This is a genomic window from Sunxiuqinia sp. A32 (genome assembly GCF_052690465.1).
Genome location: NZ_JBQYLI010000002.1, coordinates 166,432 through 182,980, shown reverse-complemented (window position 1 = coordinate 182,980; position 16,549 = coordinate 166,432). Strand labels below are relative to the sequence as shown.

At 37.0% G+C, this 16,549-nt stretch carries 16 protein-coding genes; 8 read left to right on the top strand and 8 right to left on the bottom strand.

The annotated features are described in order from the left end of the window. Positions 1–8 precede the first annotated feature (8 nt). The 4 genes from ACUNWD_RS02725 to ACUNWD_RS02710 all read left to right on the top strand — a co-directional run bounded on the left by ACUNWD_RS02725 (position 9) and on the right by ACUNWD_RS02710 (position 2,981). On the top strand, positions 9–632 hold the full coding sequence (locus tag ACUNWD_RS02725; protein ID WP_445586228.1) for a DUF5063 domain-containing protein: 624 nt from the start codon (positions 9–11) through the stop codon (positions 630–632). A gap of 7 nt (positions 633–639) precedes the next feature. Then, on the top strand, positions 640–1,215 hold the full coding sequence (locus ACUNWD_RS02720) for a 3'-5' exonuclease (RefSeq protein ID WP_445586227.1): 576 nt from the start codon (positions 640–642) through the stop codon (positions 1,213–1,215). Continuing rightward, positions 1,212–2,405: a class I SAM-dependent rRNA methyltransferase gene (locus tag ACUNWD_RS02715; RefSeq protein WP_445586226.1), complete on the top strand. Its 1,194-nt coding sequence runs from the start codon at positions 1,212–1,214 to the stop codon at positions 2,403–2,405. Before ACUNWD_RS02720 ends, ACUNWD_RS02715 begins: the two co-directional genes overlap by 4 nt. Positions 2,406–2,696: 291 nt before the next feature. After that, a complete protein-coding gene (locus tag ACUNWD_RS02710; protein ID WP_445586225.1) occupies positions 2,697–2,981 on the top strand; it encodes an RNA recognition motif domain-containing protein in 285 nt (94 codons plus the stop codon). Positions 2,982–3,045: 64 nt separating this feature from the next. Here ACUNWD_RS02710 and ACUNWD_RS02705 read toward each other — a convergent pair whose 3' ends face one another. The 7 genes from ACUNWD_RS02705 to ACUNWD_RS02675 all read right to left on the bottom strand — a co-directional run bounded on the left by ACUNWD_RS02705 (position 3,046) and on the right by ACUNWD_RS02675 (position 10,077). Beyond that, complete coding sequence (locus ACUNWD_RS02705; RefSeq protein ID WP_445586224.1) at positions 3,046–3,495, bottom strand: GAF domain-containing protein; 450 nt, start codon at positions 3,493–3,495, stop codon at positions 3,046–3,048. Between the two features lie 62 nt (positions 3,496–3,557). After that, entirely contained in the window at positions 3,558–4,028 is a 471-nt protein-coding gene (pyrI, locus tag ACUNWD_RS02700) for an aspartate carbamoyltransferase regulatory subunit (RefSeq protein WP_445586223.1), read from the bottom strand. Between the two features lie 6 nt (positions 4,029–4,034). Continuing rightward, the gene (gene pyrB / locus ACUNWD_RS02695; RefSeq protein ID WP_445586222.1) at positions 4,035–4,946 is read right to left on the bottom strand and encodes an aspartate carbamoyltransferase; all 912 of its coding nucleotides are present in this window, start codon (positions 4,944–4,946) and stop codon (positions 4,035–4,037) included. 303 nt (positions 4,947–5,249) lie between these two features. Then, positions 5,250–5,852 carry a YigZ family protein gene (locus ACUNWD_RS02690; RefSeq protein ID WP_445586221.1) on the bottom strand — a complete coding sequence of 201 codons (603 nt, stop codon included), beginning with the start codon at positions 5,850–5,852 and terminating at the stop codon, positions 5,250–5,252. Positions 5,853–5,893: 41 nt separating this feature from the next. Continuing rightward, entirely contained in the window at positions 5,894–7,324 is a 1,431-nt protein-coding gene (gene dnaA / locus ACUNWD_RS02685; protein WP_445586220.1) for a chromosomal replication initiator protein DnaA, read from the bottom strand. Between the two features lie 269 nt (positions 7,325–7,593). Continuing rightward, the gene (locus ACUNWD_RS02680; RefSeq protein ID WP_445586219.1) at positions 7,594–8,862 is read right to left on the bottom strand and encodes an MlaD family protein; all 1,269 of its coding nucleotides are present in this window, start codon (positions 8,860–8,862) and stop codon (positions 7,594–7,596) included. Positions 8,863–8,940: 78 nt separating this feature from the next. Then, positions 8,941–10,077 (bottom strand): N-acetylmuramoyl-L-alanine amidase family protein, encoded by a 1,137-nt coding sequence (locus ACUNWD_RS02675; RefSeq protein ID WP_445586218.1) that lies wholly within the window; start codon positions 10,075–10,077, stop codon positions 8,941–8,943. A gap of 126 nt (positions 10,078–10,203) precedes the next feature. Here ACUNWD_RS02675 and ACUNWD_RS02670 point away from each other — a divergent pair, with 126 nt between their 5' ends. From ACUNWD_RS02670 to ACUNWD_RS02655, 4 genes are all read left to right on the top strand, one after another. Then, a complete protein-coding gene (locus tag ACUNWD_RS02670; protein ID WP_445586217.1) occupies positions 10,204–12,858 on the top strand; it encodes a putative LPS assembly protein LptD in 2,655 nt (884 codons plus the stop codon). A 334-nt stretch (positions 12,859–13,192) separates the two neighbouring features. After that, entirely contained in the window at positions 13,193–13,771 is a 579-nt protein-coding gene (locus ACUNWD_RS02665) for an FKBP-type peptidyl-prolyl cis-trans isomerase (protein WP_445586216.1), read from the top strand. 61 nt (positions 13,772–13,832) lie between these two features. Next, positions 13,833–14,906, top strand: a complete 1,074-nt coding sequence (gene aroC / locus ACUNWD_RS02660) for a chorismate synthase (protein WP_445586215.1) — start codon at positions 13,833–13,835, stop codon at positions 14,904–14,906. Position 14,907: 1 nt separating this feature from the next. Continuing rightward, positions 14,908–15,330 carry a DUF134 domain-containing protein gene (locus tag ACUNWD_RS02655; RefSeq protein WP_445586214.1) on the top strand — a complete coding sequence of 141 codons (423 nt, stop codon included), beginning with the start codon at positions 14,908–14,910 and terminating at the stop codon, positions 15,328–15,330. Here ACUNWD_RS02655 and ACUNWD_RS02650 read toward each other — a convergent pair. Then, positions 15,327–16,547: a dicarboxylate/amino acid:cation symporter gene (locus ACUNWD_RS02650; protein ID WP_445586213.1), complete on the bottom strand. Its 1,221-nt coding sequence runs from the start codon at positions 16,545–16,547 to the stop codon at positions 15,327–15,329. The two genes, ACUNWD_RS02655 and ACUNWD_RS02650, sit on opposite strands and share 4 nt — an antisense overlap. Positions 16,548–16,549: the final 2 nt, after the last annotated feature.

Here is a 16,549-nt window from a genome sequence, read left to right as displayed (position 1 = left end):
TTATAACGATGGAAGAGGAGCAAATAAATCCGATTGTTTTTTCAAAAAATACCATTGAGTTTGTTACCGTTGCCAATGAGTTTTGTCGGTTTGTTGAAACTGCAGGGGGAGAAGCTACTCGTGATTTTTTGGCAAAAACTCAAAAGATACTTCCACTTTTGTATCTTAAGACAAGCGTACTTCCTGAGTTTGATAGTGAGGAAGAGATGACACTTGAGAAATATGTTAGTGAGGTTGATTACAATTTTTTGCAAGAAAAAATAAGAAATTTACTGGGTGAGCATGACGATTATAAAGAAGTGTTCGATCAAGGAATGCAGTTTAGTGAGCAACCATTAACTGAAAGTATATCAGAAGGTTTAGCGGATATCTACCAGGATTTGAAAGATTTTATAATGTCATACCAAATTGGCAATGAGTTGATTATGCAGGAAGCCTTGTGGGAATGTATAAATAACTTTAAAAGCTTTTGGGGACAGAAACTTGTAAATTGTTTGCGTGCTGTACATTCTTTAGTCTTTAGTGATATTGATTTTGAAGATCAAGTGAATTTAGAGGACATAAAAGATGATGAAATCCAAAGTAATAAGCCAGATTGGTTGACACATTTATTTAATAACGAGGACGACTGATTTAAAGATGTTTAAAGAAAATATTAGTAAAGAAGATTTAGCAGAACTACCATTGAGTTCTTTTGAGGGAGAGATCATTTTAGTTGAAGATTACGATGTAATGATGGACGCTGTGAAGTATTTAAGAACTTTTTCAGCGATTGGTTTTGATACAGAAACAAAACCATCGTTTAAGCGGGGGCAAGTTAACCAGGTAGCATTGTTGCAACTCTCTACTAATGATAAAGCCTTTTTGTTTAGGCTTAAAAAGCTTGGTTTGCCAAATGAACTAAAAGAATTGATGGTTGATTCTTCCATTCAGAAAGTTGGCGTTGCCATTCGCGATGATGTTAAAGCATTGCAAAAACTGAATTATTTTGAAGCTGGAGGTTTTGTTGAATTACAAGATGAAGTTAAAGACTTTGGTATTCAAAATTTCAGTTTGAAAAAAATGGCCGGTATCGTTTTGGGTGTGAGAATATCGAAATCACAGCGTCTGACAAACTGGGAAGCTACTCTTTCGGAAGCCCAACAAAATTATGCAGCAACAGATGCCTGGGTAGCTCTTGAAATTTATCAATCATTAGTGGCTGCACAATCATGAACAATCAACTATTTCCAATTGTCTGGCTGAAGCCTAAAAAGGAACAGTCGTTAAAACGATTCCATCCCTGGGTGTTTTCCGGTGCCATACATTCATTTGACAAGGAACCTGAGGAAGGGGAGTTAGTTAGAGTTATTTCATCGCAAAATGAATTTTTAGGAATAGGACATTTTCAGATTGGCTCTATTGCAATAAGGATTGTATCCTTTCAAGATATTGAGATTGATGATGATTTCTGGTTCAGGAAGCTTCAATCGGCAGTTATTTTGCGAAAAAATATTGGTTTGTTGGATGATCCTCAAACGAATGTCTATCGTCTGGTGCACGGAGAAGGAGATGGATTGCCCGGATTAATCATCGATTATTACAATGGAACGGCTGTTTATCAGGCCCATTCAATTGGCATGTATCTAATTCGCGAGAAATTAGCAAGATTACTGCATGATGTTCTTGGAAAAGGATTAGTAGCTGTTTACGATAAAAGTGATAAAACACTGCCTTTTAAGGCTGATATTGAACCTCAGAATGGATATCTGTGGGGAAAATCCATTGAGAAAGTTGTTCGAGAGCATGGCAATCAATTTAAGGTTGATTGGGTTGAAGGTCAAAAAACTGGTTTCTTTGTTGATCAGCGAGAGAACAGAAAGCTTGTAAGCGATTTTTCCAATAATCGGGATGTTTTAAACATGTTTTGTTACAGCGGTGGATTTTCTTTTTGCGCTATGCAGGGAAATGCACGATTAGTACACTCGGTTGATGCATCATCCAAAGCAATTGAGTTAACCCGACAAAATGTAGAGCTCAATTTTAAAAATGATTCGAGGCACGAAGCATATGTTGCTGATGCATTTGATTTTATGCGGGATATTAAAAATCGCTATGATCTAATTATATTGGATCCGCCAGCCTTCGCAAAACATCGAGGTGCGTTAAGACCAGCTTTGCAAGCGTATAAAAGGTTGAATGCAAAGGCTTTTGAGCAGATACGTTCAGGAGGTATCGTGTTTACTTTCAGCTGTTCACAGGTGGTGAGTAAAGATCAATTCAGAGAGGCTGTCTTTTCTGGAGCTGCTATTTCCGGAAGGCAGGTTAAGATTCTGCATCAACTCACGCAGCCAGCAGATCATCCTATAGATATATATCATCCAGAGGGAGAGTATTTGAAAGGGTTGGTCTTATATGTTGATTAACAGACGCTGAGCACGTTTTCTTCACACAAAAAAAATCATTAATTAATTTGCAGATTCAAAACAATACTTATTTTTGTATAGTGTTGATCTGTAAAACTTTTTCACGTTGAGAAACCTACCTTTCATGTGAAATCATTTTCGGGTCACTATTCTTTGAATTTAATGTTTTATTCGGTAGGGGCTAGGTTTATAGATTTCTGAGATTATTTCATTTCCTGAGTAATTTTTCCGGTCCGTATTTTTTGGCATCCTGCCAGGTGTGTTTTTAATTTTAATTTTTATCTTTTTATTATGAACATTTACGTAGGTAATTTAGATTACAATCTTACTGAGGCAGAGTTAAATGAGGTTTTCAGTGAATACGGAGAAGTAGTTTCCGTTAAAATCGTAAAAGACAGAGAGACTGGAAGAGCAAAAGGATTTGCTTTTGTTGAAATGGCAAATGATAATGAAGGCGAAACTGCTGTTGAAGAACTTGATGGAGCAGAGGTTCGTGGCCGCAACATGAAAGTTAACAAAGCCCGTCCAAGACCTGAAAGACCGGACCGAAGATTTCAAAGCAGGGATCGTCATTAAGAAGTAAAGCCGATAACTGATTACAGGACTGGTTCGTCTGAATTCTCGGGCGAACCATTTTTTTTTAGAAAAGATGAATGATTGAGTTGCAAATTTTTTCCAGAAATTTGATGTCTTCATTCGTGAATGGGGCTGGAGAATGACTATCAATATCCAGTTCAGCGATAAACTTACCTTCCTTTAGTACAGGGACTACTATTTCTGACTGCACATCGAGGCTACATGCAATGTAGTTGTCTTCTTGACTTACATCCTGAACTACGATCGTTTTACCACTCTCTGCAACTTGTCCGCAAACACCCTTTCCAATGGCTATCTGAGTGTGATCTGTATGTTTCCCTATGTAAGGGCCTAATTCGAGCTGATCGTTTTTGAAAATATAAAATCCAACCCAGTCGTAATGATAGACTTGTTCCTTTAAAAACTGACAAATCTTTAGAAGAACATCATCTTCATTCTTTTCAATTAGTTGATTCAACTCAATCAGCAGTCCTTCATAATCTGGCTTCATCATTCAGTATATGTTTGAAAAATTTATTCAAATATAGCAAGTAAATCAGTTACAGGTGTTCCAACTTATTTTATAACCATCTGCTCTTCGCTGGTTATTTTCTCGCAATATTGGCATTTTAAAGTAATGGGCTCTTTTGAAATAACCGCGAATTTTGTCGTTATTGCTTCGTTATTGGTTATGCATTTGGGATTGAAACACTTTACAATTCCAACTACATTGTCAGGAACTTCAACAACTTTCTTTTCAACCACTTCATAATCGCGAATAATATTGAGCTTTGCGTGTGGTGCAATTAGTGCAATTCGATTAATATCATCATTTTCAAAAAAGTGCTTCGAAATTTTTATGATCGCTTTGCTCCCCAGCTTCCCGCTGTCTAGGTTTGCACCAAACGTGATCATTTCAGTGACTTTATCAAGTTCTAGGATCGAAATGACATTAAATAGATTCTCAGATGGAATATGGTCGATTACAGTACCTTCACTAATGGCACTAACTTTTAGTTTTAATTTCTTTTTTATCGAGTCACTCATGGTGTCTTATTTTAAATTTAATGTATGGGCAATAATTGCTTCACGGGCAAATACTCCATTTAAAGCTTGCGTAAAGTAATATGCTTTCTCATTTTTATCAACATCAGTATGGATCTCATTTACTCTTGGAAGAGGGTGTAGGATGCGCATGTTGTCTTTCGTATTTTTTAGCATGCTATTTCGCAAAATATAGACGTTTTTCACCCGCTCGTATTCAATCGGATCAGAAAAGCGTTCTTTTTGAACACGGGTCATATAAACGATGTCCGCCTCTGAGATAATATCAGTAAATTCATCATGTTCGAAGTAGCGGATGCCTTTTTCGCGGAGATAGATTTTATACTCTTCGGGCATTTGGAGATCTTCAGGTGCAATAAAATTGAAGATGGGGTTATTAAATTGAGACATAGCCATGAGAAGGGAATGCACCGTCCGTCCATATTTCAAGTCTCCAACCATGAAAATATTTAGGTCGTCAAAAGATTTTTGTGTCTTTATAATTGAGTACATGTCAAGCAATGTCTGAGTTGGATGTTGATTTGCACCATCGCCGGCATTGATTATCGGAACGTTTGATACTTCAGCGGCATACCGGGCACTTCCTTCCAGTGGGTGTCTCATAACAATCAAATCAGCATACTGAGAGACCATCCTAATTGTGTCGTGTAAGGTTTCGCCTTTGGTAACACTCGAAGATCCAGCATCAGAAAAACCAATAATGCGTCCTCCCATACGATTAATTGCTGTTTCAAAACTTAACCGGGTCCTGGTGGAAGGCTCAAAGAAAAGCGAAGCTACAACTTTTCCCTCCAGCAGCTTTTGGTTGGGATTCTTTTCAAAGTCAGCTGCCAAATCCATTATTCGGAGGTATTCTTCCTTCGAATAATCCATAATGGAGATAAGATCTTTCTTTTTCATAGGTATGCGTTGTTTTTGAATTCAATAGTTTGCAAAAAAAAGCCAACAGGAATTGTATTTTCTGTTGGCCTTTTTATCCGGAATAAATACCGGTTAAAAAATAAAGAGTGAATATTATTTTTTAATTGTTTGATGAAACATTCAATCTTTGGGAAAAATTTTGTCGGGTGAACCTGGTCACCATCCGAAAAGTAATATAGAACGGTAAAACGTCTCATCAAAATACAAAGTTAATAGTTCTTTGAATGCGTATCTTATGATATAATACATGTTTTATTAGCTACTTATTAACAAGAATAGTCACTATTCAACAATTACGATCTTTAAACCTTCTATTTCTTTAAAAGAGCTAATTATTCGTTCGCTATCAGTTAGTCTGATTGCAGTTTTTATTTTGCAATTCAAGTCGAAATGAGTTTCCAATTGAGGAAGCTCATTGTCTTTGAAAAGTTTCATTACATCGTTCATTAGTGCATATTCATACTCTACCCAAAAGGTTGTTTCAACTAATCGTTCAACAATGGTGGCATTAGCAATACTATCTGCTGCTGCCTCCCGGTAAGCATTGATTAATCCACTAACTCCCAATAACGTTCCACCAAAATATCGAACAACAACAATTAAAACATTGGTGAGATCAAATTTTTGAATTTGCCCAAGAATTGGTTTTCCTGCAGTGGAGGAGGGCTCTCCATCATCATTTGCACGGAAACGGTCTTTGCTGGCTCCCAACCGCCACGCATAGCAGTGATGGCGTGCGGAGTAATGTTCTTTTTTTAAAAGTTGAATGTGTTCTTTGATTTCTTCTTCATTGGAAACAGGAAATGCATAAGCAATAAATTTACTGCCTTTGTCCTTAAAGAGGCCTTCTACCGGATTTACAATGGTTAGATAAGAATCATTCATAGGTCAATAAAAAAGCAGATCGTATGACCTGCTTTTCAATATTACATTTTTAATTTTTTTTCTATTTCATCCACAAAATGGCGGAAATTTTTATCGGTATCTTTCAAATTATTAACCGTTTTGCAAGCGTGTAGCACAGTTGCGTGATCCTTGTTACCTATTTGTGCTCCAATCGATGCTAGTGATGATTTTGTCAAGCTTTTGGAAAAATACATCGCTAACTGGCGTGCCTGTACTATTTCACGTTTCCGTGTTTTTGCCTGTAGTGAATCAACAGGCATGTTGAAGTAATCACAAACTACTTTTGAAATGTAGTCAATAGATAATTCACGACGAGCGCTTTTTACCAATTTGTTGACCATGTCGCTCGCCAGCTCCAGTGTGACTTCTTTACGGTTCAATGTAGATTGAGCAAGCAAGGAGACCAATGCGCCTTCAAGCTCTCTTACATTATTACCAATGTGCGAAGCAATATATTCAAGAACTTCGTTGCTAATTTCAATACCATCTTTGTAAGTCTTTCTTTTCAGAATTTCCATTCTGGTTTCGAAATCAGGTACTTGAAGATCAGCTGTAAGTCCCCATTTAAAGCGGGAAAGTAAGCGTTGCTCCATTCCTTTCAATTCGATAGGTGGCTTATCTGATGTTAAAATCAGTTGCTTTCCGCTTTGGTGTAAGTGATTGAAAATGTGGAAGAATGTTTCCTGTGTTTTTTCTTTGCCAGCAAACTCATGAACATCATCCAGAATTAAGACATCAATCATTTGGTAGAAATGCAAAAAGTCATTCCGGTTATTATTTCTTATCGCCTCGGTATATTGAGTCTGAAATTTATTAGCATTGACATAGAGGACAATCTTGTCCGGAAATTTTTCCTTTACCTCGATGCCGATAGCGTGAGCTAAATGTGTTTTTCCTAACCCGGAGTTTCCGTAAATCATCAAAGGATTAAATGCCGTTCCTCCAGGATTTTGCGCCACAGCATAACCAGCGCTGCGAGCCAGACGGTTACATTCACCTTCAACAAAGTTTTCAAACGTATTATCCGCTTTAAGCTGTGGATCAACCTGAAGCTTTTGAATCCCTGGAATAATGAAAGGGTTTTTAATACTTGCCTTAGCCTCTGTTTTTAATGGAATATTTAATGGCTTATTTTGCAATTTGCCATTGTTGTTGGTTGGATACTTAACGGTGTAAGGTTGTGAGTTGTTTTGGTTGTTTCCCATTACAACAACATACTCCAGTTTTGCTTCCACACCAACTTCTTTCCGAAGTGTTTTCCTTAATAAATCAATGTATTGTTCTTCCAGGTACTCGTAAAAAAACGGACTTGGTACCTGAATAGTTAGCACTTGCTCTTCAATTCTTAGTGGTACAATTGGTTCAAACCAGGTTTTAAAACTTATCGTAGGAACGTTATCCTTTATCACAGAAAGACAGCGGTTCCATACAGCAAGATGACTATTACTCATTTTGACAAGTAGGATTATATATTCGACAAAAATTTCCCTTATTTTTTTTCCCGAAAACAAATTTGTCGAAAAAAAAAGTATAAAAAAAATTGAAATGCTATTGACTTTTTAAAAATAATTCTAACGTATTTAGAAGTCAGGACATTAAAAAAATATATTTTTTTGTGTTGTGTAATTACTTGTAAATCAGATAGATGAAATACAGAGCGGCTGTAACCCCCGAAAACAAAGCTAATTGAGATTGTTGATCAATAATATTATTATAGTGTCTAATTATTTGAAATTCTTCTCAAAGCCTTTTCCAGCTTAATCTTTCTGTCATTTTTGAAAGCTACGATGCTTGCTTCAGGAAATTTCAATTTTGCGACGCTATGAATTTTTGTTATCTCTTGAAAGTCTGAAGTGCTACCAACCATATAATTATATAGTCCACCAACGGATACTTCTTCAATTTCATCCAATCCGTCAAAAATGATATTTGAAGTATCAAGGCGAGTAGGACTTGAGATTAGATGCACTTTGAATTTGTATTGATCATCTTTTGATGGTGCCACTGGTTCCCGAGAGGTAATATAGATATCTTTTCCAAGGTCAAATGCCGAAAACTGCACATATCTCTTTGGATTCTGTCTGATATCTTTCATCAGGTTATCTAAACTGGCGCTAAGACTATTTAAATTATTATACAATTCTTCGTCATTGAGCAATAAACCTGCAGAACCTTCACCATTGGTGAGTTTTGTAATAATGTTATTCATGCCTTCAGCAGACTCTGCAATTTGTTCCAACATCGTTTTAAAATTGATGGCGGCAATGCTGTCACTAACGGATGCAAAGTTTTCAATTACCGTTGATATTTCATCTGAATTATCAGCGAGGTTAGTTGTAATGGCATTTAAATTACCAATCGTTGATTTGATATTGCCATTTTCGGAGCTCAAGATATCTTTGAGTTCATTGGAGGTCAATTCTAAATTTAAGATGGTATTATTAATACGTTCAAAACTTTCCGAGAGATTTTTACGTGCTTCAGCATTGAAAACATAGGTAACAACAGTAATTGCTGAGTCGAGTGATGCCAATAATTGTTCCGCTTTATTTTTTAGCGGTAAAACCTGCATGCTCACTTGTTCCTTTAAGTCACTTTCAATACTTCCAGGTATGGTGTCATATGATTCATAGTATTGGTCTGACTGTTCAATTTGTAATTTGATTGATTTTGTCCCCATGATATCACTGGAAACAATTCTAGCGGTACTTCCTCTCGGAATTCTAAAATCTCCCTCAAGTGAAAATACAACAGCAAGGCTGCCGTCTTTTTTTTCAGAGAAATCAATATCTTTCACTTGTCCTACCTGATAGCCATTCAATGTTACTGCACTTGATTCCAACAAACCGTCAACATGATCGTACACGACTACATAACTAGTGTTGTTGTTGAAAAAGTCTATGCCCTTTAAGTAGTTAAGCCCCCATATAAAGATGGCAATGCTTAAAACAACGAGTATTCCTAATTTGGTATATCTGGACAGTTTCATAGGTGATGTTTTCGTTACGCTTTCTTTTGCAATATTAAGAAGCATTCCGTTACAAAGCAAGCTATAAAGGCCATTCTGTTATTCCAATTTTTTAATTGCCTTTTTTAAAGCTATTTGCTCCCCATTTTCAAATGCAACGATAAATGCATCGGGGTAGATTTTTTGCGCTTTCGCTTTTAAGGCCTGAATTTTCTCTAAAGTATATTCTTTTCCAAAAAGGTATTTGTGAGTTTTCCCTGTTGATTGAATGAATAATGGGCTTAATCCTCCAAAATTAGCAGGATTAAGATCGATTAATGTTGATGATGCCGCTACCTGAATGCTAAAATGAATCCTTTTTGATTCCTGTACTGGTTGTTTCGGCTTTGGTGCGGGAGAAGCAACTTCTTCCACAGTTTCATTGCTGATTGTGTTTGTGATTTTATAATCGCTTTTGGCATCGATCCCTAACTTGTAATCTTTAACAGCCCGATAGATCGCTGATGCCAGAATAGCTTGCCCATTTTCACTATCCATGTATTTTGCTTCAGTTGCATTGCTCAAAAATCCAGCTTCAACAAGTACACTTGGCATACTGGTTCTTCTTAAAACCAAAAAACCTGCTTGCTTTACACTTCGATCTTTTCTTCCAGCCCTGTTTTTGAATTGATCTTGAATGGATGATGCCAGATTAATACTCTGCTCTATATAATCATCCTGAACAATTTCGAACATGATATATGATTCAGGTGAGTTTGGATCAAAACCTTCGTATCGATTGTTGTAGTCGTCTTCCAATAAAATAACCGCATTCTCTTTTTTTGCGACTTCCAGGTTTTCCTCCGAACGGTGCAGTCCAAGAACAAATGTTTCTGTTCCGGTAATCGATGGTGTTCCGCAATAATTTGCATGCAGCGAAATAAATAAATCAGCTTTATTTTTATTGGCAATTTCAGCACGTTCATGCAACGGGACAAATACATCTGATTGACGCGTGAAAATTATGTTCGCATCCGGAATATTTTGCTTTATATAGCTTCCCAGTTTCAATCCGATGCTTAAAACGACATCTTTTTCTCGAATATTTTTAAAAACTGCTCCAGGATCTTTCCCTCCATGTCCCGGGTCGATTACAACAATAAATGATTCTTTTGGAATATTATTTGCATGTAACGCACAGGAATACAGAAAAATAAGAATAACAACAACGATATTCAATTTATAGGAGATGTTCATATTCAAATTTCTTAGATTGAACAAAAATAGAAATATTAGAATTATTTTGCACTTGTTCACGTTTTTGTCTGTCTTGAATTTATATTTTTGCAGTCCAAGAGCTATGAATGCAAATAAAAATCTGCGTTGATTCGAACTATACTAACATACATTTTCTTGTTTATTGGCTTTTTCAGCCTTGCTCAGGATATTCCGCTTGAAGATAGGGCTGTTGTCCCATCTATTGAATTAAATCAGGATACTGTTATTGCACTTGAAAAGGAAGCGATTAATGCCATCGATACTTTAAATGGGCAGGATACTGTGCAAACCACTATGTTGGAGGCTCCAATTACCTATAATGCAAAAGATTCCATTGTAATTTCCTTGGATGGGCAAAAAGTATTCCTTTATAAATCCGGTGTGGTAAATTATCAGTCGATAGAATTGAAAGCTGATTACATTGAGCTTAATTTGGAAACAAATGAAGTTTATGCCGAAGGGCTACCGGATACTGCAGATGTAATGCAAGGTGAACCGATTTTTAAAGATGGGCAGGAAGAGTTCGAATGTCAGACACTTCGGTATAGTTTCGAAACTCAGAAAGGTATTATCGAGAATGTGAAAACTCAGCAGGGAGACGGATACGTGCATAGTGAGCGAACAAAGAAAATTAGTAAAGACGCTTTTATATTGAAAAAGGGGAAATATACTACCTGTGATGCTGATCATCCGCACTTTTATCTTCGGATGACGAAGGCAAAGGTAATTTCAAATAAAAAGATTATTACTGGTCCAGCTTACCTTGTTTTGGAAGATTTTCCGATTTATTTTCCGATGATTCCATTCGGATTCTTTCCAAATTCACCCACGTATTCTTCGGGTATTATTATTCCAACTTATGGGGAAGAACAAAACCGTGGATTCTTTTTACGAGAAGGTGGTTATTACTGGGCAGCAAGTCAGTACTTTGATTTGACATTAAAGGGAGATATTTATTCAAAAGGTTCATGGGGATCAAGTGTACAAACGAATTATAGAAAGCGGTATAAATTTTCAGGTAATTTCAATTTTAGATACAATGTGAACAAGTATAGTGATGTAGGGTTACCTGATTATAGTCGATCTCCTGGGTTCTCACTAACATGGTCTCATTCGCAGGATTCAAAAGCCAATCCATTTCAAACCTTTTCTGCCAGTGTAAATCTGAGTTCAAGTAGTTATGACAAGCAAAATACCTATTTGAGGAATTCCCGAGATTTAAATAGTTATTTGAGTACGACAAAATCATCAAGTATATCATATTCAAAAAAATGGGAAAACACGCCCTTCAACATGTCTGCTAACTTCAGGCATTCGCAAAACTCAACGGATTCAACCATAACCCTAAGTTTTCCTGAGTTGACATTCTCGATGGCGAAAATTTATCCTTTTAGAAAAAAGGGAAGAGCAGGTTCTCCAAAATGGTATGAAAAAATTGGATTTAGTTATACCGGTAATATTAAAAACTCGATTAAATCCCGAGAAGATGAATTACTGGATCAATCACTAATTAAAGATTGGAAAAATGGTTGGAAGCATAGTATTCCAATTTCATTGCCGAATTTCAACTTGCTTAAATACATCAATTTTAGCCCTTCTTTTAGTTATTCAGAACGTTGGTATACCAATTACCTTCAACGCACCTATGATTTTGATAAAACCTATAATGACATCACTGGTGAGCCGCACATGCGTTTAGATACGCTTTATGGTTTTAAGCGAAATTATGAATATTCATTCAGTGTAAGTTCTTCAACCAATATTTATGGAATGTTTCAGATGAAGAATCCAAATTCACGTTTGAAAGCAATTCGCCATAAAATGACTCCGTCTGTTAGCTTTAGCTATCGACCTGATTTTGGTGATCCAAGATATGGATTTTGGGACAGGTATATTGATGAAGAAGGTCGGGAAGTGTATTATAACCGGTTCGCAAGTGGAATTTTTGGTTCCACAGGGAGAGGGGAAAGTGGTTCTATAAATTTCTCTTTGGCAAATAATTTAGAGGCGAAGATCGCAGCGAAAAATGATACCACCTCAAAAGAAGAGAAGTTTGAAAAGATTAAAATACTGGATAATCTGAGTATGAATGCTTCTTATAATCTGGTTGCTGACTCTTTAAATTTGAGTAATATTAGTATTCGCGGCAGAACTTCAGTAAAAGGAATAAGCATAAATTTTGGAGGTACTCTCGATCCTTACATGACAGATAATACTGGTTCAAGAAAGATTAATGAATACGTTTGGAATCATAAAACAGGCCTTGCGAAATTGGGACGTTTGACCAATGCAAATTTATCTTTTGGCATGTCTTTTAAATCAAAGAGAGATGAAGTCAAGGAAAAAGGAGCAGAAGACGAAGAAACCGAAGTTGTAGATGAACCGATCATCCCGGGAACAGGTTTCGTTCAATACGCTGAATTTGATATCCCTTGGGATTTCAGGTTTGATTATAGCTTCTCATATAATAAGTCCAATCCATTTCAAAAAGCTCGAATCAATCAAAGTTTGAATTTTAGTGGAAGTTTGAAGTTGACACAACAGTGGAATATGCAGCTTACCACGAACTTTGATGTACAGGCAAAAAAATTCTCATTTACCACTTTCAATGTAAACCGAACACTTCATTGTTGGAGCATGGCGTTTAATTTTGTTCCTTTTGGTCAACGTAAAAGTTACAGCTTCACGATCAATGCTTCATCAGCGATGTTGAAAGATTTGAAGGTTAATAAACAGCGTAGTTGGTTCGATAATAATTAATCAGCTAAATTGGATTTTAAATTGGTGAGATGCTTGATATTGGTACCATCCGCTTGTGTGTATCGCTAAGCATGTAGAAATCCTTGGCATTTCAATAAAACTTGCACTTTCAAAGGCATCCAACACGAATTTTAATTGATTTCGTAAAATTTATTTTTGCGTGATATCGTTGGGGATGAGTTTAATGTTTGATTGTTTATCAAACCATTAAACCAATTAACAATTGTGATGTTATCCTTAAATAATATTTCTAGTATATAGCAAAGTTTTAAAATACGGGTGTTTTTTATTTCTTTGCAGATTAATTATTAAAAATCAATCTAAATAATTTGCTATGGCAATTACTAAAAACAAAATGGTTTCTTTGACTTACGATTTAAGAATCGATGGAAAAGAAGGAGAATTGATAGAACAGGCTACAGCTGAGAAACCGTTGAAGTTTGTTTATGGCGCAGGAATTATGCTTCCAAAGTTTGAGTCACTTATAGAAGGATTAGAACAAGGAAAGTCATTCGAAATAAATCTCAGCAGCCAGGATGCTTATGGTGAAGTAGACGAAAATGCTATTATTGATCTACCTAAACATCTATTCCTGATTGATGGTAAGTTTGATGATGATATTGTTAAAGTTGGTAATAGCGTGCCAATGATGAGCACAAGCGGTCAGCGTATGAACGGATTGGTGCTTGAAATTAATGATGAGCATGTAAAAATGGACTTTAACCATCCGTTAGCTGGTGAAGATTTATTCTTTCAAGGAGATGTATTGGAAGTTCGTGATGCTACAGATGAAGAAATTGCTGCAACAGTTCAAGGTAGCTGCGGTTGCGGTGGAAGCTGTGACTGTGATGATGAAGGTTGCAGTGACGAAAAATGTAGTACAGAAGGCCAGGGCTGCGGCTGTGGTTGCTAAATAATACAAACTCTTTAATGTTGCTGGGGAATTTCCCTGGCAGCATCATATACTATAACTTATGAATACCTTCGGACAACTTTTTAGGTTAACTTCTTTTGGTGAGTCTCATGGTAAAGGTATTGGTGGCATTATTGATGGATGTCCTGCCGGTATTACTATTGACACTGATTTTATTCAAAATGAATTAGACAGACGCAAACCTGGTCAGTCAAAAATTACAACACAGCGTAAAGAATCAGACTCCGTTGAGTTTATGTCTGGAGTTTTTGAAGGAAAGACTCAGGGAACACCAATTGCATTTGTAATATGGAATAAAGATCAACACTCGAAAGATTACGACACCCTAAAAGATGTTTATCGTCCTTCGCATGCTGACTACACCTACCAACAAAAATATGGTAGCCGTGATCACCGGGGAGGTGGACGTTCATCAGCCAGAGAAACGATAGCCCGTGTTGTTGCTGGTGCAATTGCCAAATTGCTGCTGAAAGAAATAGGAGTTAATATTAATGCATTTGTTTATCGGGTCGGTGATATTGCTTTGAATAAAAGTTATCAGGAACTGGATTTAAGCAAAACTGATACCAATATCGTACGATGTCCGGACGCAGATATTGCTGAGAAAATGATTGCGCGAATTGAAGAAGCTGGAAGAGACCGTGATACTGTTGGTGGAGTTATTCAATGCGTTATTCAAGGAGTACCTGTAGGATTGGGAGAACCAGTTTTCAATAAGTTGCATGCTGATTTAGGTCATGCTATGTTGGGAATTAATGCTGTTAAAGGCTTTGAATATGGTTCTGGATTTCAGGGAACAAGGCTTTCAGGTTCGGAGCACAATGATGTTTTTGTAAAAACAGAAAATGGCATTCGTACCAAAACCAATCATTCAGGTGGTATTCAAGGCGGTATTTCCAATGGTGAAGACATCTACTTCAATGTAGCTTTTAAACCGATTGCAACGCTTTTAAAAGAGCAACAGACGGTTAATAAACAGGAAGAGCAAACAACCATCAATCCAAAAGGTCGACACGATCCTTGTGTATTGCCAAGAGCTGTTCCAATTGTTGAAGCAATGGCCGCAATGGTAATTGCTGATCATTATCTGTTAAATAAAACAAATCAGCGTTAAAATGCCCAGGAGAAAAAGACAAAGACGGTTATTAGCACCCCCATCTATAAAAGGATTTTCGGTGTTTGGCCCGAAGAAGAGGGTGGAAGAGGTAATCCTGCATTTTGAGGAATATGAAGTTATTAAGCTGCTCGATTATGACAACCTTACCCAGGAAGAGGCAGCAGTTTACATGGATGTTTCCCGTCCGACACTAACCCGTATTTATGAAGCCGCACGTAATAAGGTGGCAAAAGCGATGGTCGAAGGTCGTGATTTGTTAATTCGAGGTGGAAACTTTCAATTTGATGAAAACTGGTTTTGCTGTAACTCATGTAAAGCAAAGTTCAATATTTTGAAAGGTGGCGAAGAGAAATGTCCGGTTTGCAGCTCTGATGATTTTATTTCGTTGAACGAATTTTATTCAGACGAAACAAACAGCTAAACACTTAATTTTTCTCCTTCACTTTTAGCGATAATGACAGCCCCGCAACTGTCACTCCAAACGTTTACGGAGGTGCGGTACATGTCTAATATCCGGTCTACAGCCAGTATTAATCCTACTCCTTCCAATGGTAAATGAACAGCGGATAAAATCACTGTTATCATCACTAAACCAGCCATTGGTATTCCAGCAGCACCAATGGACGCCAACAAGGCTGTAATTACAACCAATGCCTGCTCTGTAATACTTAAATCAACTCCATATACCTGTGCAATAAACATGGCTGCAACACACTCGTAAAGGGCGGTTCCATCCATATTGATGGTTGCTCCGAGCGGGAGGGTAAAACTTGTTATTTTATTGGATACACCACTGTTGTTTTCAACGGCATCAATAGTTAATGGTAAAGTTGCGCTTGACGAAGAGGTTGAAAACGCGGTTAGCAAAGGGGAAACCATATTTTTCAAGTGCATAAATGGTTTTGCTTTTCCAACCGTTTTAACCAGTGTTGGTAAAGTGATGAATGCATGGATGCTCAAAGCTAAAATCACTGTTAACATATACAAGCCCATACTTCCGGCAATGCTTAATAACTGATCTGAGTTTTTTGCCACTTCTTTTGATACGATTCCAAATATACCAAGCGGTGTAAAGCGTATAATGAACATCGTCAGTTTCATCATGACCTCAAAAATTGCATCAAAGAAATTGGTTAGCTTTTCCTTGTATGACGTTTTTACCCGTGTTATAAAGTATCCGAACAAGATGGAAAAGAAAATGATCGAAAGGATATTTCCTTCAACCATTGCCTGGATAATGTTTTCAGGGATCATTCGTACAAAAATATCTTTCACAGATCCGGTTTGCTCCACCAGACCATCCACTTCAGAGGCAAAACCCAAATCAACACCAATGCCCGGCTTTACGAGATTTACCAGGATTAAACCGGTAACAATGGCCAGAAGGGAAGTGGTTATATAGTAGGAGATAGTTTTAAGTCCAAGTCTCCCCAAATTCTTGCTGCTGCCCATGCTGGTCACTCCACTGATAATTGAACTCAGAATAAGTGGGATGATTATCATCTTTAGTGCTCTTAAAAAGATGTCACCCATCCACGAAACCCAATGTACCTGTTCCTGGAAGTAATAGCCGAATAAAACGGAAAAAATCAAAGCGATCAGGATTTGCCAGTGGAGTTTTATTTTCAGTAATTGCATTG